Below are 22,429 nucleotides of genomic sequence, written 5' to 3'. Positions count from 1 at the left end.
ATACATTACTTATTATAACAATATCCGTATTCAAACGAAATTAAACAGCCAATCGCCGGTTCAATACCGTCAATTGGCTGCATAATAGGGTGTTTTATTCCTGTCTCAATTAGGGTAGTCAGTGCCTCTTTTAAAAAGTGGGGCTTTTATTGTTCAGAAATGATTATCTCTCGCTTCTTAATATATGTAAGCAAAAATCTAAATCTTCTTTAAGATGATCTTCCATTAATTGTTTTGCCTTTTCACCATCTCTAGCTTTAATAGCTTCATAAATTTCCTCATGCTCATCTATTAAACGTGGACGGTTGTATAACACAACGGTCTTACGAAAAAGATAGATAGTGGACTTCATTCGATCTATTGTTTCTATCATCAGTGAGTTGCCACTAGATTGTACGATAACTTCGTGAAAACGCTCATTCGCATCCATTATCTCTTCCGCTGTTCCTTTTCGTCCTATTTCAATACATTTTGAAAGACAGTTTAAATCTTCTTCTGGCAAGTATGTTGCAGCTGATTTCGCTGAGAAACCTTCTAAAAGAATCCTAACTTGAAATAGGTTACGTAAATCTTTTTCGGTAGGCTTTACAACTTTCTTATTAACGATAAGTCCTTCATTACTTAGTTGTCGCAGAGATTCTCTAATAGGAGTTCGGCTAAATCCTAATTCAGCTGCTAATTTTTCTTCCACAATTTTTGTGCCGCCTGGCATATCTCCGTTTAAAATTCTATCACGAATCACTTCATACGCTTGATGGTAAGCAGAGCGAGAATTTTTATCGTTTTGAGTCATTACTTTCACTCCTATTTCTTCCAACTTATCTACAAATAATTTATCAAAAAAAAGGACATAAAGATAGTTCTAATATTAGTATCACTTATTTTGTGTACAAGTATAACTAAAATGTATACAAAAATTTAAAAGTAGTATACAATGATTTTCGTAAAGTACATTGCAAACGGTTTCAATTCACATCAAATTATTAGAATTTCATATAGCCAAACAGGGAATATTATTTAGATTAGGAGGAATTAGGATGACAAAAAAAATTGGTTTTATTGGTTTAGGTATCATGGGGAAACCTATGGCCTTGAATTTATTGTCAAAAGGGTACGAAGTGATGGTGAACGACCTTAACAAAGAAGCGGTCCAAACGTTAATAGATGCTGGTGCAACAGCTGGAGATTCTGCAAAAGTAATAGGGGAAAATAGCGATGTTATTATTACTATGCTTCCTGCTTCCCATCATGTCCAACAAGTAGTTTTAGGAGAAAATGGTGTACTTAGTGGTGCTAAAAAGGGTTCAATTATTATTGATATGAGTTCCATTACACCAGTTGTTTCGAAAGAAATTGCACAAATCGCAGAAAAACAAGGGGTAGAAATGTTAGATGCTCCTGTTAGTGGTGGGGAACCAAAAGCGATAGATGGCACACTTGCTATTATGGTCGGTGGGAAAGAAGAAGTATTTGAACAAGTAAAAGATGTATTATACGCGGTAGGTGCAGAAGTAACGTTAGTAGGTGGAAATGGTAGCGGAGCCACTGCTAAATTAGCCAACCAAGTAATCGTTAACTTAAATATAGCTGCTATGTCAGAAGCATTAGTATTAGCTACAAAAGCTGGTATTGATGTGGAAAAAATGTATCAAGCAATACGTGGTGGACTTGCAGGAAGTGCAGTACTTGATGCAAAAGTTCCGTTAATCCTTGATCGTAATTTCGTAGCTGGTGGAAGAATTGATATTAACTTAAAAGATATAACAAACGTAATGGACACAGCGCATAGCATTGGTGTACCAATGCCGTTATCTAGCCAGTTATTAGAAATTTTTCATGCGTTAAAGGTAGATGGAAAAGCTGCAGACGATCATGGCGGTGTTGTTCAATACTTTGAAAAACTTGCAAATGTTGAAGTTGGGAGAGTTTAATTCATGACTACAATTGATAGTACAGTAAAAAGATTAGTTCAAGAAGTTTTTAGTAGTATCCAAACAGTAGATACAGAGTCTGTAAAAGATATGTTGAAAGCAGAATTAGCTAATTTAAATAAAAAAATTATCGTACTAGACGATGACCCAACAGGTGTACAAACTGTTCATGGCGTTTCCGTGTATACAGATTGGTCAGTAGAGAGTATAGAAAAAGGATTCCAAGAAGAAAACGCAATGTTTTTTATACTGACAAATTCGCGAGGATTTACTGCGGCGGAAACAGAAAAAGCCCATACAGAAATTGCTGCAAACATTGTAGCAGCCTCAACCAAACAAAATAAAGAATTTATAGTCATTAGCCGTGGAGACTCTACTTTAAGAGGTCATTATCCACTGGAAACTGTAGTGCTGAAAAATACGATTGAAGCAGCTTCAGACATCCAATTTGACGGGGAAGTAATTCTCCCATTCTTCAAAGAAGGTGGCCGCTTTACGGTGGACAACATCCACTATGTACAATATGAAGATTATTTAGTACCTGCTGGTGAGACAGAATTTGCGAAAGACAGAACATTTGGATATACAAAATCTCATTTAGGCGAATATGTTGAAGAAAAATCAGCTGGTAAATTCACAGCTGAAAACACAACTTATATTTCACTTGAAAGCTTACGCTCACTTGATATTGAAGGAATTACAAATCAATTAATGCAAGTAACTGATTTTAATAAAGTAGTCGTAAATGCAGTAGATTACGTCGATGTAGAAATCTTTGTGATTGCACTAGTTAAAGCAATTGAAACAGGAAAACAATTCATGTTCAGAAGTGCAGCTGCGCTTACGAAAGTTATTGGTGGCGTAAGTGATAAAGCACTTTTAACAAGAGAAGAATTGATTCAGGAAGAAACGAATCATGGTGGTTTAATCCTAGTTGGATCTCACGTGAAAAAAACAACGGAGCAGCTAGAAGTATTGAAAACATGTGATTTCATCGAGTTCATTGAATTTGATACCCATCTTGTATTGCAACCTGAAAAGTTCCAAGAAGAAATAAATAGAGTAATTTCAACTACAGAAAGCTTAATTCGAGATGGTAAAACCGTTACTGTTTTTACAAATCGAGAGAGACTGGATTTAGGTGAAGGTAAAAAAGAAGAAGAGTTAAAACTATCTATTAAAATCTCAGATGCAGTTACAAGTATCGTACAACGACTAAATGTACGCCCAAATTACATTGTCGCGAAAGGCGGTATCACATCTAGTGATATCGGAACAAAAGGATTAGAAGTAAAAAGAGCGGCAGTAGCTGGTCAGATCAAACCTGGAATTCCTGTATGGTATACAGGGGAAGAAAGTAAGTTCCCAGGAATTGCGTACATTATTTTTCCGGGTAATGTAGGTGCCGTTACTACTTTAAAAGAAACAGTTGAAATTTTAAATAAATAATATTTAAAGGGGGAAAAGACATGTTAGTAAATACAAAAGAGATTTTAACAAAAGCGCAGAAAGAAAAATACACTGTAGCTGCTTTTAATGTTTACAGTTTAGAAACGGTACAAGCAGCAATTCGTGTTGCAGAACAGGAAAATCAGCCAGTAATTATTGCACTTGGGGAACGCTATTTCCCAACAGTAGATGTAGAAGGTTTTTCTGCACTTGTAAAAGCAATGGCAGAGAAATCTCCTGTTCCTATTGCACTACATCTAGATCATGCGTACGAAAAAGAATCGATTATTCGTGCCATTCGTTGTGGATTCACATCTGTTATGTTTGATGGGTCTGCCTATGATATAGAAGAAAACATCCGTCGTACGAAGGAAATTGTAGAAATTGCTCATATGGCAGGCGTGTCAGTGGAAGCTGAAATTGGTTCTTTAGCAAAAGGAGAATTCTCCGATGAGGAAGAAGGAGATGGTACTCTTACAGATCCACAGTCTGCGAAAGACTTTGTGTTGGAAACAGGAGTAGACTTCTTAGCTGCTGCTATCGGAACTGTACATGGTATGTATAAGGGCGAGCCAAAAATTGATTTACCACTTTTAGAAAGAATTCAACAGGCTGTAGATGTTCCACTTGTGCTTCATGGTGGGTCAGGAACTCCAGATACTGTTATTAAACAAGCAGTACAACTTGGAATATGTAAGATCAACGTGAATACAGAAGTATCTATGGCTGCCGTTTCCTATTTACAAAACTCTTTTGAGAATAAACACATGGTTCACCTTTCTACTGTAATGGCAGAAATGCAACAGTCTATGGAACCAGTAATGACTAAATTCGTGCGATTGTTTGCTAATAAATAAACATTATTGAATTCATTTTGCGGTTTACTTATTAATAATTGTAGAGTTTAAGTAAAAAATAGCTAAACGAAATGAGGAATACGATGCCGATAGTTTCTATTTGTATAGGGGTTGCCCTGTTACTAATTTTAATGATTGTTTTCAAATTAAATGCTTTTATCTCACTCATTCTTGTTGCCCTATCAGTTGGAATTTTAGAAGGAATGTCACCCCTTGAAGCAATGACATCTGTTCAAAGTGGTTTAGGTGGGACACTTGGAAGCCTAACAATGATTATTGTTTTCGGAGCTATCCTTGGTAAATTAATGACTGATTCGGGGGGAGCACAACGAATTGCGACAACGCTGATTCGTGTGTTTGGTAAAAAGAGAGTTCAACTAGCGGCTGTTTTGACAGCTACTGTCGTAGGGATAGCGCTGTTTTTTGAAACTGGAGTTGTTGTATTAATTCCGTTAGTATTTACGATTGCTACTGCAGCTGGAGTGCCAGTGTTATATATTGGGATGCCCGTGATTGCTGCACTTATTACGATGCATGGCTTTGTTCCACCACATCCAGGACCAACAGCAATTGCGAGTGTATTCAATGCAGATATAGGGAAAACACTAGTATATGGAATTGTTATTGCCATTCCTGCCATTATAATTGGTGGACCGTTATTTACGAGGTTATTTAAGAAAGAAAGTTTAGAAGTAGAAATTCCAAAAGGGCTTTTTAATCCGAAAGAATTTACAGAGGAAGAAATGCCTGGATTTGTTACGAGTTTACTAACGTCCTTAATGCCAGTCATTTTGATTGCTTCACATGTAATTGTTGTAATCGCTGCACCAGATTCTGCAGTTATGCCGTTCTTTGATTTTATCGGTAATGCTAATGTTGCATTATTGCTGTCCGTGATTTTTGCATTCTTTACTTTTGGTCTGAACCGCGGTAAAAAAATGAAAGAAGTTATGCAATCGGTTACAGAAGCTGTTAGCGGAATTGCAATGATTCTACTAATCATCGCTGCTGGTGGAGCATTCAAACAAGTACTTATTGACAGTCATATTGACAAATATATTGCGGATATGATGGCAAATTCAACACTTTCTCCGTTACTTCTAACTTGGTTAATCGCTGCTATTTTACGAGTAGCAGTTGGATCAGCTACTGTAGCTGGTATGACAGCTGCTGGTATTGCAGCACCACTAGTTGGAATAACAGGTGTTAGCCCTGAACTAATGGTATTAGCTGCTGGAGCTGGAAGTATTACGTTCTCCCATGTAAATGATGCAGGTTTCTGGATTTATAAAGAATACTTCAATCTTTCTATAGGGAAAACAATTAAAACATGGTCGGTCATGGTAACGATTCTTTCGTTAGTGGGACTAGCTGGAGTGTTAATCCTTAATATGATTATTTCTTAACAATAAAAAAAAGTGTCTTCTTTCTACTATAGGATGGTAGAAAGAAGACGCTTTTTTAATTGGAAATAAAGGATAAGGGCTCTGTCGTTTCATCTTTAGTCTGTTCTATCGTTTCGATAAATTTTTCGATTGTAGTTGTTAGATAGGCATCGGAACGTCTAATAAAAACAGTTTTGATCTTACTATATTGTTCGGGAAGGGTATGACATTGGATAAGCCCTCTTTTTTCTAAATGGGAAACTGCAGATCTTGGAACAAATGTGATGCCTAGCCCTACAGCAACACTGCTTAAAATGGTTTCCAATGTCCCGAATTCCATCACTTTTTGAGGAGTAATATTCTGATTTTTATACCAAGCCTCTAGTCTTGCACGGTATCCACACCCTTTGCTAAAACAAAGGAATGGCTCCTGTATTAGTTGTTCTAACGAAGTTGCTTTCATATCTGAAATTAGGACAAGTTCTTCTTGAAAAACATCATGAGAGACGAGGTCAGGATGCACATCTGTTTCCGTTACAAAGGCTCCATCTAAACGATGGTTCAATACATCTTGCTGCAATTGGTCGGTAACTCCTGTTAGTAGTGATAAGTCAACATTTTTATACTTCTTCGTATAGGTAGATAGGATATTCGGTAATTTAATGACTGTTTCTACTGATCCTATTTCTAATTTACCGGAGGGATCCTCCCCGCTTTGTACCACTCTTTTCATTTCGTTCGTTAGTGTTAATATTTTCTCGCAATAAACTAGTAGTTTTTTTCCTTCTGGCGTTAAACTCATTCCACGATTATGTCTATTAAATAGCGGCGTATTTAGCTCGGTTTCAAGCTTATGAATTCTTGACGTAATATTCGATTGAACATAGCTTAATGCTTTTGCTGCTTCTGTAATCGTCCCTTTTTGAGCGACCAGTTGAAAAATTTCTAAGTCTTTAAACTCCATTTTACTTTCTCCTTTTGAAACTAATAACTCCACTTATTAAATCTATTAATTATGATATCACTAAAAATGATAGCAAACATCATTAATATTCATTTTACATGATGACTAAATATGACGTTTAATAGATAAGGCAAACATTTGAAGGAGATTGATGTGGTTATGAAAGGTAATGTATTAGTAGGTGCTATATTATGTCTTATTGCGAGTGTGTCGTGGGGAGCAATGTTTCCTGTCGCGCACGATGCTTTTCAATATATAGATCCATTTTATTTTACTATTTTTCGTTATGGTACAGTGACAGTTATTTTAGTAATCCTTCTATTATGGAAAGAAGGAAAACAGGCGTTTCAATTGGAAGGAATGGGATTCTCACTCTGGTTTTTCGGTACGATGGCTTTCACCGTATATAATTTACTTATTTTCTGGGGAGAAGATTTGTTAGGAGGGCCGGGGGTAATGGTCGCATCCATTATGGAATCTTTAATGCCGATGATATCTATTGTGATTGTATGGATGTTATATAGACGTAGACCTTATACTTTCACATTAGTATGTGTTTTAATAGCATTTATCGGTGCGGCTCTCGTTATAACAAAAGGTGATTTTGGAGCATTTCTATCTGCAACCGATAATATTGTTCCTTCAGTGCTCATTTTGATTGCGGTTATTGGATGGGTTGTTTACACAATGGGGGGCAGTAAGTTTCGGGGATGGTCTGCGTTACGGTATTCTACATTAAGCTGTCTTCTTGGGACAGTTTCAGCTGCTGTTATCGTTTTGATCCTTACATTTTCCGGTTATGTGAGTGTACCTTCCATGGAAACAATTACGATTGTAAGTCCGCATTTATTGTTTATGATTATTTTTCCAGGACTTATTGCACTAATTGGCTGGAATATTGGTGTTAGCATTCTAACTCCGTTAAATGGATTGTTATTTATTAATTTTGTTCCTGTTACAACACTTGTGATTTCACTTGTTCAAGGAAATCAAGTAAATTATTATGAATTAATAGGAATTACGTTTATTATATTTTCATTGATTTCGAATAATATTTTTCTACGTAGACAGCAGAAAAGTGAGCCAGTTCCGATAAATAAAATAAAAGCGTCCACTTCTATGAAAGAAATTTTGTAGAACCGCTATTTCCTTGTGACTAACACAGGAGATGAATTCATCAGCTACAACTAATAGTTAAGAGTGTTTTCTTCTACAAATGAATTTTTGTAAGAAGAAGACACTTTTTTTGTTGGAAATTAATTTTCAACGTACATGAAATTATTTTACTGATAAACTCGTTATGATAGGTGAGTGATAAAAACGAGACATGCGCATGATCGTTTTAGCAAGGAGGTCAATATGGAAGAAGAACTGCAGTGGATACATGAGGTGCTATCAGGTAACAAGCAAGCATACGCACATATTATTAATAAATATAAAAATCAGCTATATGCGACGATTTTACGAATGACGAAAAATCCGCAGAATGCACAAGACTTAGTACAAGAAGCATTCATCAAAGTGTATCATCAACTAGATAAATATGATGAAAAAGGATCGTTTGCTGGATGGATTTACAGGGTGGCAATCAATCATTGTATGGATGAGTTTCGTAAAAAAAGTTACAAGATGAAGCAAGTAGAAATGAATGAAGAAAAAGTTGTAAACACTAATTATCCTGAAATCATCTTTTTGAAAAAGGAGAAAAGCAGACAACTAGAACGACTTATAGCAACCCTACCAGAAGACGAACGAATGATTATACTTTTGCGGTATGTAAACGAGTTAAGCTATAACGAAATAAGTGAACTGGTCGAAGTCCCTTTATCAGATATTCGCAATAAACTGCACCGAGCAAAGAAAAAAATGAGAGATACGATAAAACGAGAAGGAGGCTATTTTTATGAACTGTCCGAAGGTAGATAAACTTTCTCAGTACGTTGATAACTTACTTACAGTACAAGAGCATGATCAAATACACGCTCATGTTAAAAGCTGTGATGATTGTATACGAGTCGTTGAGGCTTTCAAAGGAGAACAACAATTTCTAAAAGAAACATTACAAACACCAACATTACCGGATGATTTTGCTTCCATTGTTTTGGATCAGATTGAACCTTATGAACAGAAGGTAGTTCGGAGAAAAAGTAATACTTGGAAACGCATTTTACTATCGGCAGCGGGAATTGTGCTAGCTTTGGGTTTAACTGCTGCACTGAACCCAAGTTTTGCTCAGTTGATAGGTGGCATGTTTGGTACGGAACAAGTGGATGAAGGATTAAGAATGGCTACTGAGTCCGGTTTAGGCGATAGGGTGAATCTAGAAGTAACGGATCGTGGAATTACATTAAAAGTGGAAGATGTCGTTGCCGATTCCTCTCGAGTTGCATTATCCTTTCAAGTTTTAAATCAAAACGGAAAACCACTGGATACACATCTTAATCTCGCTGACTCTGAAAATAAGATTATTGCATTAGATCAGAATGGAAATGAAAATGATAGAATTGGAACAGGTTGGAGAGAAGACAGTGACTATGGATTTATAGAATTTTCATTGCGTGACCAAGAAGCGACGGATAAGTTAACGATAAAGTTCGATTTAGTTGAGTTAAATGGAGTTAAAGGCAATTGGAAACTAGAAGTTCCAGTAGATTTAATAGAAAATAAAAAATTAACAAAGACAATCCCATTAAATGATGCTAAAAAAAGCGCTCATGGAGTAGTCGTAAATATGAAGGAAGTTCAATTTGCCCCTTCTTCCAATGACTTATCCTACGAAACATCTTTTACGAATGAAGAACAAGCGCTTGTAAAAGAAAAGATTCAAAAGCTTGAAGAGAAGTTTGGAGAAGAAAAAGTAAACACCTCTACTAGCTATGGGACTGCAATCCAGTATCATATTGAGAATGAGGAAAAGAAGACTATTTATTATCGTAATAATAGATTGTTGGAAGAAAAAGGGGAGCATGATAGCTTAAGAATGCTTTCAGGTACTGGAGAAGATATGGAGCAACTTGGACAAGTTGCATGGAATGAATCATATATTCCACAAAAAGTTAACAACAAACTAACTTTTGTGTTGGATGGTGTTTTTAAAACAGTACCTTCTGATTTCTCTGTTAAAATTAAACCAAAAGAATTGAAAAACAATCCGGTTTCATTCGAATACGAAGGAAATTATATAACAATTAATAAAGCGAAATTAAAAAGCGAGTTTTCTTTACGTAAGTCACTAATACCAATAGAAAAAGAAACAATCTTTCAAATTGAGATGAAGGGTGGCAAAGAAGCACTTTCTTCAGAACTTGGTACTTGGATTTTAGTAGATGATAAAGGAAACACATATCCAACTTATCAAAGCGGATCCATACTTAATGAAAAAGATAAAAACGATCGCTATAAATTAAATCTAAACCTCAAAACATATGACCTAGAAGAAATTCCGGAAGAATTAACTTTACACTTAATTTCAGTAACTCGTTATTATGAATTAAAAGATAAATGGCAAGTTCCATTATATTGACTCTAAAGCATCTTCATCTACAAAAAACTTTTAGATAAGATGCTTTTTTTAAAAGATAAGAAAGTATATAAAATTGATGTACTATGAACCCAGTGTTTATAGTACTTTTACTAGGATTAGTAAAGACTTGTAAGGTCGCTGAAAGAGTGTCATTCCAATAAATTATCTAACAAATAGCACTACGAGAATTTAGCGCTTTGGCATTCGCTTTCCGCGGGCGAGCGACGAGCCTCCTCCTTCGCTTCGCTCCGTGCGGGGTCTCTTCTGTCTCGCTTTCCCGCAGGAGTCTCATACCGCCGCGCTAAATTCTCTTATATAAAAAAAGGATATAGTAAATAGTTCCTATAAAAGAACTAATTTCAATTTTTTCACCATACTTGTTTTTGTTCATATGTTTTATGGTATTAATAGTTGAAAAAATGAGCAGTATCTCTAAAATTGAGAAGCGAAGAGCGCCCGAAATTGTATCTTCGGGCGCCGCTCTCTAGGTAGATAGTATCGATTCTTTCATTAACCTAAAGCAAAACTCCAACCATTTCAAGCGGGAGACGGACAAACGACAGCCAAAGGATTACCGAAAAAGATGGACGGGAAGTGGCAAACCACTTCCCGTCCATCTTAAAGCTTATTCGGTAATAAGATGGCCGACATACTGTCCAAAGCACGCTAGAAACGATGAAGAGAAGATGCTCTTAAAGGGCGCCTCGCGCTTTTTTTATTTACTGGGTTGTACTTCCAAGTTTTTAATACCAGATACTAGTACTAAGTGTTATAATGTGGGGAAGTAGATAAGGGAGATGAAATAATGTTTGATACGCAGAAAATAAAAGATATTATTAGGCATCGATATCCATTTCTTTTAGTAGATAAGATTTTAGAACTAGAAGAAGGAAAGAGAGCGGTCGGTATTAAAAATGTGACTGCAAATGAAGAATTTTTTAATGGACACTTCCCCAACTATCCAGTTATGCCAGGTGTATTAATTGTCGAAGCATTAGCTCAAGTAAGTGCTGTTGTGATGCTCACTAAAGAAGGAAATGAAGGTCGATTAGGGCTTTTAGCTGGTGTAGATAATTGCCGGTTTAAACAGCAAGTAAAACCAGGTGATCAACTTCGTCTCGAAATAGAAATTACCCGTTTAAAAGGGCCAATCGGAAAAGGGAAGGGAATAGCTTCTGTAGATGGGAAAATAGTTTGCGAGACTGAACTGATTTTTGCATTTGGTGATTAATACTAATTGAATTTCAAAATTGTTCTTCATGTAATGAAAGAGGATATATATTAATGGATGAAGAAATAGATGGCTACGAACTGATTATAGGGGGTAAAAAAATTGGGTAACAAAGATCCAAAACATATTATCGCAGTTTCTGCACATATAGAAAATGAAAAAGGGGAAGTACTTTTAGTAAAAACTCATTGGCGCAATGATACTTGAGAAGCTCCAGGAGGGCAAGTGGAGGTAGGGGAGGCTTTAGACCAAGCTGTTTGTAGAGAAGTACTAGAAGAAACGGGAATTGTCATTAGACCTTTAGGAATAACAGGTGTTTATTATAATGTTACTAAACATATTTTATCGGTTGTATTTAAAGCCCAATATGTAAGTGGAGAGATAAAAGTTCAACCAGAAGAAATTGTAGAAGCGAAATTTGTTGAATTAACCGAATCAAATATTGATCAATATATTACTCGCCCACATATGAAATCTCGAACATTGGATGCAATGCAAGCACAGCACTACGTCCCATACGAGACATGGGAAGTAAATCCATACAAACTAGGTGGCCGCTTGTACACGGAATAATAGTAGGATCTTTGTTCACCAGAAGAAAGTAAGAAGAGAGTTAATTGTTTTCCTCCCTGATTACATATTTATTCGTAGTCATAACCATTTCTAACATTTCTACATAAGACTGGACTTGGAATCGTAGAAGGTAAAAATAAATATAATAAAAAGCGTTTTTCTTCTACAGATAAAATTTTGTAGTGAGAAAACGCTTTTTTTAGAAATGAATACGTTATACTAATAATATTGATTTTACCACTGATTCAGTGCGATTTCGAGGTAAAAATATAAAGGTTGGTGGATTTATATGCAAAAATATATTGGCGAAATATTGCTTATAGTAACAGCAATTATATGGGGGAGTGGATTCGTTGCTAGTGCTGTGTCCTTAGAATACTATACTCCCTATCAGATTTTAGCAGGAAGGTTTTTAATTGGGGCAATTATTTTAATCATCCTGTTTCATAAAAAACTGAAAAAATTAAATAAAAGTACATTGATAAAAGGTACTATAATAGGAATCTTTTTATATGTAGCTTTCGCTCTTCAAACGGTAGGACTACAGTTCACGACACCTTCCAAAAATGCCTTTTTAACAGCAGTAAATGTGGTCATTGTTCCTTTTATAGGATTTTTTCTATATAAGAGAAAAATGGATATGTACGAACTTGGCGGAGCAGTTTTAGCTGTGATCGGTGTAGCAGTACTCTCACTAAAGTTATCTTCCGAGATTAATATAGGTGATTTATTGACACTATTATGTGCAGTTGGATTTGCTTTTCATATATTTTACACATCTCGATTTGTAAAAGATGAGGATCCTGTTGTTCTCACAATTGTTCAGATGGTAGTGGCTGCAGTTATTGGGTGGATTGTTGTACTATTTAGAGGAGAAGCTTCTTTTTCATTGGAAACAGAAGGAATGCTGAACCTTCTTTACCTTGGTATTTTTTCCACAACGATCGCCTATTTAATGCAAACAGTTGCTCAAAAATACATAACAGAAACGAAAGCTGCAATCATTCTATCTACTGAATCATTTTGGGGAATGGCGTTCTCCGTTGTTATTTTAAGCGAAGTAATGACCTTTAAAATGATTCTCGGTGCTATCATTATTCTTTTTGCAATAATCATATCTGAAACAAAGTTTGGATTTTTAAAAAAGAACAAAATGAAATCACTTACTTAGACAGAGTTTCTACAGAAGTAGAAACGCTCAGGCTGGAGACAAACTCAAAGAAATTTCAGTTTGCCTACAGTCATTTTTTTAAAATGGAATGCAGTTGATTTCCACTCCGGGCGAACGCTTTCCGCGGGCGTGGCTTGAGCCTCTTCGGTCGCTATGCTCCCTACGGGGTCTCAAGACTCACGCTTTTCCCGCAGGAGTCGTCGCCCTCCGTTCCAATCAACTAGTGCTCTAAAAAGTATCCAAGGAAAAAGATAGGATGACGAAAAATTAAATCAATTAACATGAACAGCTAACCATTGAGCAGCTTTTACCAAACCATCATTTAGTATCCAAATTAGAAGACTTGGATGTCTTCGAACAGATTTACTTTCGTATTTTAAAAGATTCAAGGATAAAGGACTTCTTCATGCAGACCATATCTTCATTGATTCAACACATGACAAGATTAAAGTAGAAAGGTAACATTTTAATGGTTTGGAGAAGCGTCCGTTCGACTCCTGCGGGAAAAACAAGTCAGACGAGACTCTGCAGGAGCATAGCAAGGCACTGAAAAACTGTCTATTTTTAAGATGCATATTTTTTCATTTCTAGAAAATCGTTGAAAAAGGCGACACTCCTGCGGGAATAGCGTTAGCCGAAGACCCCGCAGCGAAGTGAGGAGGCTAAGGCAACGCCCGCGGAAAGGGAGCCATTTCAACGATTTTCTTATCTATTGGGTTATTGTACAACTCCATCTGAAAAGCTGATTTTAGGGGACTTTTTCAGTGCCCTCAGCTTGGCGACGAAGCGGCTTGGCGCTCGCCCGCGGAAAGCTTCGGAAAACTTGATCTATCCTATTTAAAGATAAAAGACTGATTGGACCTTGGTATATATTTATCTCTAATTGGGCGCGCTCATAATTTTGGTTTCTAATCATCATTTTCCATCAAAGTATAAAGGTAGCATTTTATAGTTTGGAGAAGCGTCCGCTCGACTCCTGCGGGAAAAGCGAGACAGACGAGACCCTGCAGGAGCATAGCGACGAAGCGCCTCGGCGCTCGCCCGCGGAAAGCGAGCGGTAAGCTTCGGTATCCTATTTTAAAAAAAAAAAGCGTTTCTACAGTAAGTAAAAACGCTTTTTTTACTATGATTATGTAGAGCACCCATATCCGCAAGTTAAGTTCTACAAATCTCAATATTTTATAGATTATGCGTAACCTTATGGTGAATACGGGCAATATAAAATGAAAGAAGATTTTTACTTAATCGGAATCCAGATTTCATTATATGCATTAGGATTTTGAGTATTAGTATCAATATAAACTTCAAATGGTTTCATTTCTGCTGGCTCATATCCTGAGGAAGGAAACCATTCGGAATAAATTTTTCCCCAAGCATTAGCCATAGCAGATGGAAATGGTCCTAGTACCTCAAAAACGACCCATTTAGATGCAGCAAATTCAATTTTCTTTAATCCAATTGGCGTTTCACCACTATATTCTGCAGCAACATAATAGTCCATTATATTTTTCTCTTTATTTACCTCAGCCCAAATACCTAAAAGTCCCTTTGTTTCTCCATCTTTTAAATGATCTAATTGATTTACGGTTCCATTTTCATGTATTTCATTCCAAAATTTTTGATACTCTTGTATGCCTCCATCTTCAACATCATATGGAAATTCTCGATTAATTCCTATTACTTGAAAAGCATCTCTATCAACAATACGAAATTGCATTGGTTTTGCTCCTCTCCTCTAAGAAAAATTTTCCTGGTAGCTTTCTCAAATTCAATTATATTCTAACAATAAAGTTTGTTTCAATTTATAGCTTCGAAAAAAGGAATATCTCCATTTGCGCGAAATTTGTTTAATGCAAATTAAGCTTATGTTTTTTTATCAAATTAACATCACTTGTACATAGATTGGTGATATGAGGAGTTTATATTCATAACAAGGTTTCATTTTAAACAAAAATGATTTTTTTGAACAAATTTTTATTGTTTTGCATTAAACTTTATTTCTTGCAAAAGCTAAGAGCGAATCTTAGCTATTTATGATAATGCAATTATGTGTTTTCATTCGTCGTTAAAGTTCATACAGAAAAGTTGAGGAGGTGTTAATCTTGAGAGCTATACATCGGATTGCTTTAGTGCTTGTTATAATTGGTGCAATTAACTGGGGTTTAATTGGATTTTTTAGATACGACTTAATATCTTCTATTTTGGGAGGAGAAACAACAGCTATTTCGAGAGTAATTTATGCGCTTGTTGGTTTAAGTGGACTAATTTGTTTACCACTTTTATTTGAACCTGCGAAAGATGTGGAAGTAGATAGAAATGTACGTGGTTATGGAAATGTTAATTATGGTACAGAATTTGGTGAGGAAGCTGACTTTACAGATATAAAAAATTATTCAGCGAAAGATCCTGAGGAAAAGAAATAACAGTAGTATTTCATTTAAAAAAACTGACGACCTTTTATGGGTTCGTCAGTTTTTTTAATAGAGATACCGAAAATAGTTGATGCTAAATTCTGATCGAAGGAAAGTGGAAATAAAAAGGAGATATGGTAACTTATCAAGAAGATTACATAATGGATTTATGAAAGGGGATTATACATGTTTGCTATAAATGTGGAGGGTGCTGTATTTCAAGAAGATTAGTGGCTTTTAGTCAGAAGGAGTATTAAGGAAGCGCATGCAGGGGGCGAATTGGCCTTAGTAGGTGGAACAGTGGAGCACGAAGGAGATTCTACCGATATTTTGGAAAGAATGTTACGCCGAGAGTTGTTTGAAGAAGTGGGTAGTGGAAGTAAAGAACTCAATTCAATATGTGCGGAATACTTCTTTGGTATTAGCAAATGGGAACCAGGTTGTGTGGACATAGTTTTTTTATGCGAATTTGATAAAGGGGAGCCACACGTAAAAAGTCCAGATGAGGTTGAATCTATCCATTGGATGACGACGGATGAGATTGTCAATAACGAGGGGACTTCACATTATTTGAGGGATAGTATTATAGCGGCAGATGCTATGAGGAACAAAGGAGAGTTTTATGGAAATTAAATTTAATACATTTTTTAGAGAAGAATTAACTATTCAAGATATACAGGCAGGGATGGAAAAAGGAGAAATAACATCAAAAGAATTAGTCATGTACTATCTATTTAGAATTGCAAAGTATGATCAAGACGGGCCAAAAATCAATTCCATTCTGGAAATAAATCCAGATGCCATTTTTATTGCAGAAGCATTGGATTATGAGAGAACAATAAAAGGAGCGAGAGGGCCTTTACATGGTATTCCTGTTTTACTTAAAGATAATATTGAAACAAAGGATTCTATGCATACAAGTGCGGGAACATTAGCGTTGGAAAATAATATTAGCGATAAAGATGCATTTCTTGTTGAGCAGCTCCGAAAAGCAGGGGCAATTATTTTAGGAAAGACGAATATGACCGAATTAGCGAATGGGATGTCTTCTGAAATGTGGGCTGGCTACAGTGCAAGAGGTGGGCAAGTAAGAAATCCATATGGGGATGCAGATCTGTTTGTTGGCGGTTCTAGTTCAGGATCAGCAGTGGCAGTTGCTGCTAACTTCACTGTTTTATCCGTGGGTACGGAGACAGACGCATCTATACTCAGTCCAGCTATTCAAAACTCAGTAGTTGGTATTAAACCTACTGTTGGTTTAGTGAGCCGAACTGGTACTATTCCTTTTACATATTCTCAAGATACAGCAGGTCCGTTTGCAAGAACCGTCACGGATGCAGCAATATTATTAGGAACACTAACTGGTGTAGATCCACTTGATCCAGCAACTTTTAAAAGTGAAGGGAAATCAGAGCAGGATTATTCAATTTATTTAGATTCTAACGGTTTAAAAGGTGCACGAATTGGTGTATTCAATACTGTTTCAAATGAATCAGCCGAGTATGATGAAGAATTATTTAAAAATGCCATTCAAATACTGAGCGACGAGGAAGCCATGGTTATTGAAGATATAGATATTCCGTCTTTCCATAGAGATTGGAGTTGGGGAGTGCCATTATATGAGTTGAAACATAGTTTAGATAATTATCTTTCAAAATTACCTCCGCAATTGCCCGTTCATTCTATTAGTGAATTAATTCAGTTTAATAAAAGTTTGGGAGAAAAAGCATTAAAATACGGACAAGATAAGCTGGAGAATAGAGAACATATATCTAATACTTTAAGAAATCCAGATTATTTAAATGCAAAATTAGAAGATTTATATTTTTCTCAAGAACAGGGAATAGACTATGCTTTAAAAAAGTTTAATCTAGATGCGATTCTTTTTCCTTCTTATATAGGTTCCACAATTTGTGCTAAAGCAGGATACCCTTCAATAGCTCTGCCAGCTGGATATATGAAAGGTGGGAGACCATTTGGCATAACTTTTGCAGGTTCAGCTTTTAGTGAAGGTGTTTTAATAAAACTTACTTATGCTTTTGAGCAAGCTACAAAGCATCGTAAAAGTCCAAGCTTAGAAAATGATGGAGGTATTGAAGTATGAATGTTAAGTCATTAGCAGCAAACAAACAAAGTTGGAATGAAGTAGCAGAACGTTTTTATGGAAGAACCCCACCCACTTCCAGAGTATGGACCGATAGCACCACTTGAAGATAATCTTAATCTATTTGGTGATATTGCGAATTTAAAAGTGTTAGATATTGGATGTGGTAGTGGGCATTCATTACAATATATGAACCAACGAAATGCGGCTGAACTATGGGGTTTAGACCTATCTGAAAAACAAGTAAATGCAGCTAAACTCTTATTAGAGAATTGTGGTTCGCCTGTTCAATTATTTGAATCACCAATGGAAGAAAACCCCGGCTTACCACATAATTATTTTGACATTGTATATTCCATATATGCCCTTGGATGGACAACTGATTTAAATAAAACTTTATCCAATATTAATAAATACCTAAAACTAGGGGGGATATTTATTTTTAGTTGGGAGCATCCATTGCATAGTCGAGTAAGTAATAAAGATGGAGTTCTAGCTTTCAATAAATCCTATCATGAGGAAGGCCCTTACGACCATGAGGTATGGGGGACCCCTGCAATCATGCAACAATTTAGAATCAGTACTTATATCAATGCCTTAGTTAATAATGGATTTATGGTTGAGAAAGTGATTGAAGATGTATATTGCTCTGAAGAAGACATGCAAAGGCATGAAAATAGATAGTACTCTTTTGAAAAGGCAAAATCTATCCCTACTACGATAATTATCAAAAGTCGGAAGTTGTAGTTTGAGTTAAATATATTTTTGAGTGCGGATATAGGAGGTCATTACTTTGAAAATTATTGATACAGTGCCACGCTTTCTTAATAATTACGAACCATCTATTCATTTTTTAAGAAGTTACTATGCGGAATATCCAACTATTTTTGCAGATTATTTTGCTCTTCATTGTAAAGACGCCGATGAAAGACATACTGAATCGATAAAAAAATACCCTCAACATTTTACTGTAATTAAACAAGTGCATGAAAATATATTACCCATCATTCAGGAAATAGCAGCGGAATATGAAAAGTTGTACCGGATTACTTTTCCTGTCGACATAAACTTAATTGTTGGTGGATTTGGATCAAATGCTTATACCAATCACCAGATTATTCCGGACATCACTTTTGCTTTAGAAAAGTTATCGCCAGAGCTCGATCATTTACGCGTAATTGTTGCACACGAATTTGGTCACGCAGCGCAAAATATTATTTCTGATCATGCGGGGATGGATTGGCCAACCGTCCATTGGACAAGCCTACTCATTGGGCTTTACCGAGAAGGAGTAGCGACGCATTTCTCGCGACAAACTGTTCTAAATGTACACCCATCTATTTATTTTTCCTATAATGATGAAGGATATGAATGGTTATCTTTCGCGGAAGAAAATGCAGAAGCTATAAAAAAAGCATTTGCTGATGACTACAAAGTCTTAACACGAGAAGCGCTATTTCGTGAATGGTTTTCCATCAATGGTGGAAAAAAGTTTGGATACAGTAGATTAGCCTATTTTATAGGGGACATGTTTTTTCAGCTCAAAGTGAAAGAGATTGGAGAAATGGAAGCTATTGTGGCTTGGAAAGACGAAGGGTTTGAAGAACAGCTGGAACAATGGCTTTTTCAATAATAATAAAATAGGACATTTAAGTTAAGGAGGATTTCATGACAAACAAAATATTTACTGACAATCTAGAAGAATACGATGATCCAGTTTCATATGATATCGAAAATAATGCATACATCGGCGAACTCCCACTTTTAGTAAAATGGGCTTCAAAGAAAGCAGGTCCGATTATTGACTTAGCTTGTGGTACAGGAAGAATGACAATTCCTTTAGCTAGTGAAGGCTATAACTTAATTGGAGTAGATTTACATACAGGTATGATTGAACAAGCGAAGAAAAAAACACAAGAACTAAATGTTCAAATTGAATGGATAGAGCAAGATTGTACTCAATTAGATTTAAATTGTAAAAGCTCATTAATCTATATGGTAGGAAACTCTATTCAACATTTCTATACAAATGAATCACAAAACATGCTTTTAAATTCAATCCATAATCACTTAAAAGAAGATGGAGTTTTTATTTTCGGAACGAGATTTCCAAGTGCTGAAGAGTTACTGCAACCAAGTACAGAAGAATATTGGAAAACGTATAACGACACAGTTTGTAATAAAGAGGTAGACGTTTATACAATTAGTAATTACGATGCAATCAGTCAAATTCAACACTATATCACTATAAGAAAGTTTAAAAATGATGATGGGGAAATTGTAGAAGAAAAAAGAACGAATATTAGTTTACGATATACATATCCAAAGGAAATGGAAAGAATATTATCGGATAATGGATTTGAAATTTTACATGTATATAAGGATTGGAACGGAACACCAATCAGTAACGATGCCTATGAAATGATTTATGTTTGTAGAAAAATGGGGTAATACATTGAACCTCATTACGAAGTTAATATCTGTCTTATTCTTTTTTTGTAAAAAATATATTACAATACCTAATTCCAAAATTTATCCGATTAAAGAACTCTTATAATTGCTCCAATTTTTTTATTTACAAATTGAAAAAACAGGAGTAGTATAATGTCCAGTTTCATATTTCTATATCGCTTAATCCATCCGGAACGGGGGAACCATTTTATGTGGCTTTGATGAGTCATATGGGGTGAATCCTACGAATGTAGGTAGGGCTACTCTTTGGCCCAAATCCGACAGCTAACCTCGTAAGCGTAATGGGAGAGGAAATGGAACTGGTGAGACTAATGATATAAAGTCCACTAGGCTATTTACTTATGCCTTGTGGGCTTTTTTGTCGTTTTCTTAAGGTTTAATATCATCATTTAGGGATAGCATTATGTTGGAGAAAGCAACAATATTAAAGGAAGAAGTGGAATTATGTTATCAGTAGTAAAAAGATTTTTAATAGGTCGTCCATTGAAGTCATCTGAATTAGGTGAACAAAAATTGAATAAAACGAAAGCTTTGGCAATCCTTTCTTCAGATGCTTTATCGTCTGTTGCTTATGGACCAGAACAGATATTACTTGTATTAATGACGATTGGGACAATAGCTTTCTGGTATTCTATCCCAATCGCAGTAGGAGTGCTAATCCTATTGCTTGCATTAATCCTGTCCTATAGACAAATTATTTTTGCTTATCCACGTGGTGGAGGTGCATACGTTGTCTCAAAAGAAAACTTGGGTGAAAATGCTGGATTAATTGCAGGTGGATCTTTGTTAGTGGATTACATCTTGACTGTTGCGGTAAGTGTCTCTGCTGGAACGGACGCTATTACTTCCGCTATTCCAAGCTTACATGATCATAATGTGTTAATTGCAAGTGTACTTGTTATTTTAATCACCATTTTAAATTTACGAGGAATCACTGAGTCCGCATCAATTCTCGCGTATCCTGTATATTTATTTGTGCTTGCGTTGTTTATTTTAATTGGAGTTGGGCTCTTTAATATAATAACTGGGAATGTCTCTCCTGATTTACATGCACCACTTGGCACTCCAGTTGCAGGGATTACACTATTCTTGTTACTTAGAGCATTTGCTTCTGGTAGTTCTGCGTTAACAGGTGTGGAAGCAATTTCTAATGCGATACCTAACTTTAAGTATCCTAGTGCTAAAAATGCGGCTAAAACACTTGCAATAATGGGCTCTTTACTTGCTGTTTTATTGGTAGGAATAGTAGTGCTCGCCTATTATTATGGTATTTCACCGAAAGTGGAGGAAACCGTTATTTCACAAATAGCATCTGAAACGTTTGGAAGAAATTATATGTATTATTTCATCCAAGGTACAACAGCGTTGATACTTGTTCTCGCTGCAAATACGGGGTACTCAGCCTTTCCTTTACTGGCTTTTAATCTGTCGAAGGATAAATATATTCCAAGTATGTTTAAAATGAGAGGTGACCGGTTAGGTTATTCTAACGGAATCATTACACTAGGGATTACGTCGATCCTTCTCATCATTGTCTTTCAAGGTCAAACGGAGCAACTGATTCCACTTTACGCAGTCGGTGTTTTTATTCCATTCACATTATCTCAGACAGGAATGCTTGTGAAATGGATTCGTGAAAAGCCTAAGGGCTGGATTGTTAAATTGAGTATTAACTTTGTAGGTGCGTTAATTAGTTTTACGGTTATGATGATCTTCTTTATTACAAAATTCGGCCAGGTCTGGGCAGTATTAATATTTTTACCCCTACTCGTTTTTGGGTTTCACAAAGTTAAAAGGCATTATATGGCCGTTGGTGAACAACTTAGTATATCTTCCTGTGAACCACCTTTAGCAATCGAAGGTAATGTGATTATTGTGCCTGTTGCAGGCATTACTTATGTTGTTGAGCACTCTTTGAACTATGCAAAATCACTAAATCCAGAACAAATTCTAGCGGTTTATGTCGCTTTTGATAAAGAAGACGAAAAAGCGTTTGAAGAAAAGTGGAAAAAATGGCAACCGGATATTCGGTTGGTGACCTTATATTCACATTATAGAAGTCTCATTCAACCATTATCGAAATTTATCAGTAAGGTAGAAAACAAGGCGATTGAATCAAACTATCAAGTAACTGTTTTAATCCCACAGTTTATTCCGAAAAAAGGCTGGCATAATATTCTTCATAACCAGTCCAGTTTACTTATAAGGGAAATCTTACTACACAGAAGAGACGTAGTTATAACAACGGTACCTTATCGTTTTAAAAAGTAATTTTAGAAAAGCCCATCCATGTTGGATGGGCTTTCAGACTGTAGACAAAAGAAACAGTCTTTTTTTATTGGATAGATAAGGTTTTCC

General features: G+C 35.9%; 19 protein-coding genes, 2 pseudogenes and 1 riboswitch. Of the genes and pseudogenes, 18 read left to right on the top strand and 3 right to left on the bottom strand.

The features are described from left to right. A partial coding sequence (locus FG384_RS10145) for an IS3 family transposase (protein WP_142641792.1) occupies nucleotides 1-85 on the top strand: 85 nt, incomplete at its 5' end. A gap of 78 nt (nucleotides 86-163) precedes the next feature. Here FG384_RS10145 and FG384_RS10140 read toward each other — a convergent pair. Continuing rightward, a complete protein-coding gene (locus FG384_RS10140; protein ID WP_142642484.1) occupies nucleotides 164-793 on the bottom strand; it encodes a GntR family transcriptional regulator in 630 nt (209 codons plus the stop codon). 244 nt (nucleotides 794-1,037) lie between these two features. Between FG384_RS10140 and garR the strand changes: the two genes are divergently transcribed. From garR to FG384_RS10120, 4 genes are all read left to right on the top strand, one after another. Further along, entirely contained in the window at nucleotides 1,038-1,931 is an 894-nt protein-coding gene (garR, locus tag FG384_RS10135) for a 2-hydroxy-3-oxopropionate reductase (protein ID WP_142642483.1), read from the top strand. A gap of 3 nt (nucleotides 1,932-1,934) precedes the next feature. Next, complete coding sequence (locus tag FG384_RS10130) at nucleotides 1,935-3,380, top strand: four-carbon acid sugar kinase family protein (protein ID WP_142642482.1); 1,446 nt, start codon at nucleotides 1,935-1,937, stop codon at nucleotides 3,378-3,380. Between the two features lie 20 nt (nucleotides 3,381-3,400). After that, nucleotides 3,401-4,237: a class II fructose-bisphosphate aldolase gene (locus tag FG384_RS10125; protein ID WP_142642481.1), complete on the top strand. Its 837-nt coding sequence runs from the start codon at nucleotides 3,401-3,403 to the stop codon at nucleotides 4,235-4,237. Between the two features lie 83 nt (nucleotides 4,238-4,320). After that, nucleotides 4,321-5,643 carry a gluconate:H+ symporter gene (locus tag FG384_RS10120; protein ID WP_142642480.1) on the top strand — a complete coding sequence of 441 codons (1,323 nt, stop codon included), beginning with the start codon at nucleotides 4,321-4,323 and terminating at the stop codon, nucleotides 5,641-5,643. A gap of 55 nt (nucleotides 5,644-5,698) precedes the next feature. On the opposite strand, the gene FG384_RS10115 is transcribed toward FG384_RS10120, so the two are convergent. Beyond that, a complete protein-coding gene (locus FG384_RS10115) occupies nucleotides 5,699-6,586 on the bottom strand; it encodes a LysR family transcriptional regulator (protein ID WP_142642479.1) in 888 nt (295 codons plus the stop codon). Between the two features lie 159 nt (nucleotides 6,587-6,745). Between FG384_RS10115 and FG384_RS10110 the strand changes: the two genes are divergently transcribed. The 6 genes and pseudogenes from FG384_RS10110 to FG384_RS10085 all read left to right on the top strand — a co-directional run bounded on the left by FG384_RS10110 (nucleotide 6,746) and on the right by FG384_RS10085 (nucleotide 13,084). Next, the gene (locus FG384_RS10110) at nucleotides 6,746-7,723 is read left to right on the top strand and encodes a DMT family transporter (protein WP_142642487.1); all 978 of its coding nucleotides are present in this window, start codon (nucleotides 6,746-6,748) and stop codon (nucleotides 7,721-7,723) included. A gap of 222 nt (nucleotides 7,724-7,945) precedes the next feature. After that, entirely contained in the window at nucleotides 7,946-8,512 is a 567-nt protein-coding gene (locus FG384_RS10105) for an RNA polymerase sigma factor (protein WP_142642478.1), read from the top strand. Next, nucleotides 8,490-10,109 carry a DUF4179 domain-containing protein gene (locus tag FG384_RS10100; protein WP_142642477.1) on the top strand — a complete coding sequence of 540 codons (1,620 nt, stop codon included), beginning with the start codon at nucleotides 8,490-8,492 and terminating at the stop codon, nucleotides 10,107-10,109. The genes FG384_RS10105 and FG384_RS10100 overlap by 23 nt, the downstream gene beginning before the upstream one ends. 805 nt (nucleotides 10,110-10,914) lie before the next feature. Further along, entirely contained in the window at nucleotides 10,915-11,340 is a 426-nt protein-coding gene (fabZ, locus tag FG384_RS10095; protein ID WP_142642476.1) for a 3-hydroxyacyl-ACP dehydratase FabZ, read from the top strand. 102 nt (nucleotides 11,341-11,442) lie between these two features. Further along, nucleotides 11,443-11,913 (top strand): annotated as a pseudogene (locus FG384_RS10090) (NUDIX hydrolase). A 289-nt stretch (nucleotides 11,914-12,202) separates the two neighbouring features. Next, nucleotides 12,203-13,084, top strand: a complete 882-nt coding sequence (locus FG384_RS10085) for a DMT family transporter (RefSeq protein WP_142642475.1) — start codon at nucleotides 12,203-12,205, stop codon at nucleotides 13,082-13,084. A gap of 1,237 nt (nucleotides 13,085-14,321) precedes the next feature. Here the strand turns inward: FG384_RS10085 and FG384_RS10080 are convergent. Further along, nucleotides 14,322-14,801 (bottom strand): GyrI-like domain-containing protein, encoded by a 480-nt coding sequence (locus FG384_RS10080; RefSeq protein ID WP_142642474.1) that lies wholly within the window; start codon nucleotides 14,799-14,801, stop codon nucleotides 14,322-14,324. Between the two features lie 385 nt (nucleotides 14,802-15,186). Between FG384_RS10080 and FG384_RS10075 the strand changes: the two genes are divergently transcribed. From FG384_RS10075 to FG384_RS10045, 7 genes and pseudogenes are all read left to right on the top strand, one after another. Then, nucleotides 15,187-15,507, top strand: coding sequence for a DUF378 domain-containing protein (locus FG384_RS10075; protein ID WP_142642473.1), 321 nt, complete (start codon nucleotides 15,187-15,189; stop codon nucleotides 15,505-15,507). A gap of 234 nt (nucleotides 15,508-15,741) precedes the next feature. Continuing rightward, nucleotides 15,742-16,128 (top strand): annotated as a pseudogene (locus FG384_RS10070) (NUDIX domain-containing protein); the annotation flags it as partial. After that, nucleotides 16,118-17,599 carry an amidase family protein gene (locus tag FG384_RS10065; protein ID WP_142642472.1) on the top strand — a complete coding sequence of 494 codons (1,482 nt, stop codon included), beginning with the start codon at nucleotides 16,118-16,120 and terminating at the stop codon, nucleotides 17,597-17,599. The pseudogene FG384_RS10070 and the gene FG384_RS10065, both read left to right, overlap by 11 nt. A 57-nt stretch (nucleotides 17,600-17,656) precedes the next feature. Next, nucleotides 17,657-18,283, top strand: a complete 627-nt coding sequence (locus FG384_RS10060) for a class I SAM-dependent methyltransferase (RefSeq protein ID WP_240793394.1) — start codon at nucleotides 17,657-17,659, stop codon at nucleotides 18,281-18,283. Nucleotides 18,284-18,392: 109 nt separating this feature from the next. Further along, nucleotides 18,393-19,232 carry a hypothetical protein gene (locus FG384_RS10055; RefSeq protein ID WP_142642471.1) on the top strand — a complete coding sequence of 280 codons (840 nt, stop codon included), beginning with the start codon at nucleotides 18,393-18,395 and terminating at the stop codon, nucleotides 19,230-19,232. Between the two features lie 35 nt (nucleotides 19,233-19,267). After that, a complete protein-coding gene (locus FG384_RS10050) occupies nucleotides 19,268-20,050 on the top strand; it encodes a class I SAM-dependent DNA methyltransferase (protein ID WP_142642470.1) in 783 nt (260 codons plus the stop codon). A 167-nt stretch (nucleotides 20,051-20,217) separates the two neighbouring features. Beyond that, nucleotides 20,218-20,366, top strand: a riboswitch (cyclic di-AMP (ydaO/yuaA leader). A 149-nt stretch (nucleotides 20,367-20,515) separates the two neighbouring features. Next, entirely contained in the window at nucleotides 20,516-22,342 is a 1,827-nt protein-coding gene (locus tag FG384_RS10045) for an APC family permease (protein WP_142642469.1), read from the top strand. Nucleotides 22,343-22,429 lie beyond the last annotated feature (87 nt).

It is taken from the genome of Psychrobacillus vulpis (assembly GCF_006861825.1).
In the GTDB taxonomy this organism is placed as follows: domain Bacteria; phylum Bacillota; class Bacilli; order Bacillales_A; family Planococcaceae; genus Psychrobacillus; species Psychrobacillus vulpis.
The sequence above is the reverse complement of the archived record's forward strand: the minus strand, read 5'-3'. Positions and strand labels throughout refer to the sequence as shown.

What these genes read in the sequence shown, in the direction of transcription:
- FG384_RS10140 (WP_142642484.1), bottom strand. Translation starts at nt 793, where the DNA reads ATGACTCAAAACGATAAAAATTCTCGCTCTGCTTACCATCAAGCGTAT.
- garR (WP_142642483.1), top strand. Translation starts at nt 1,038, where the DNA reads ATGACAAAAAAAATTGGTTTTATTGGTTTAGGTATCATGGGGAAACCT.
- FG384_RS10130 (WP_142642482.1), top strand. Translation starts at nt 1,935, where the DNA reads ATGACTACAATTGATAGTACAGTAAAAAGATTAGTTCAAGAAGTTTTT.
- FG384_RS10125 (WP_142642481.1), top strand. Translation starts at nt 3,401, where the DNA reads ATGTTAGTAAATACAAAAGAGATTTTAACAAAAGCGCAGAAAGAAAAA.
- FG384_RS10120 (WP_142642480.1), top strand. Translation starts at nt 4,321, where the DNA reads ATGCCGATAGTTTCTATTTGTATAGGGGTTGCCCTGTTACTAATTTTA.
- FG384_RS10115 (WP_142642479.1), bottom strand. Translation starts at nt 6,586, where the DNA reads ATGGAGTTTAAAGACTTAGAAATTTTTCAACTGGTCGCTCAAAAAGGG.
- FG384_RS10110 (WP_142642487.1), top strand. Translation starts at nt 6,746, where the DNA reads ATGAAAGGTAATGTATTAGTAGGTGCTATATTATGTCTTATTGCGAGT.
- FG384_RS10105 (WP_142642478.1), top strand. Translation starts at nt 7,946, where the DNA reads ATGGAAGAAGAACTGCAGTGGATACATGAGGTGCTATCAGGTAACAAG.
- FG384_RS10100 (WP_142642477.1), top strand. Translation starts at nt 8,490, where the DNA reads ATGAACTGTCCGAAGGTAGATAAACTTTCTCAGTACGTTGATAACTTA.
- fabZ (WP_142642476.1), top strand. Translation starts at nt 10,915, where the DNA reads ATGTTTGATACGCAGAAAATAAAAGATATTATTAGGCATCGATATCCA.
- FG384_RS10085 (WP_142642475.1), top strand. Translation starts at nt 12,203, where the DNA reads ATGCAAAAATATATTGGCGAAATATTGCTTATAGTAACAGCAATTATA.
- FG384_RS10080 (WP_142642474.1), bottom strand. Translation starts at nt 14,801, where the DNA reads ATGCAATTTCGTATTGTTGATAGAGATGCTTTTCAAGTAATAGGAATT.
- FG384_RS10065 (WP_142642472.1), top strand. Translation starts at nt 16,118, where the DNA reads ATGGAAATTAAATTTAATACATTTTTTAGAGAAGAATTAACTATTCAA.
- FG384_RS10060 (WP_240793394.1), top strand. Translation starts at nt 17,657, where the DNA reads ATGGAAGAACCCCACCCACTTCCAGAGTATGGACCGATAGCACCACTT.
- FG384_RS10050 (WP_142642470.1), top strand. Translation starts at nt 19,268, where the DNA reads ATGACAAACAAAATATTTACTGACAATCTAGAAGAATACGATGATCCA.
- FG384_RS10045 (WP_142642469.1), top strand. Translation starts at nt 20,516, where the DNA reads ATGTTATCAGTAGTAAAAAGATTTTTAATAGGTCGTCCATTGAAGTCA.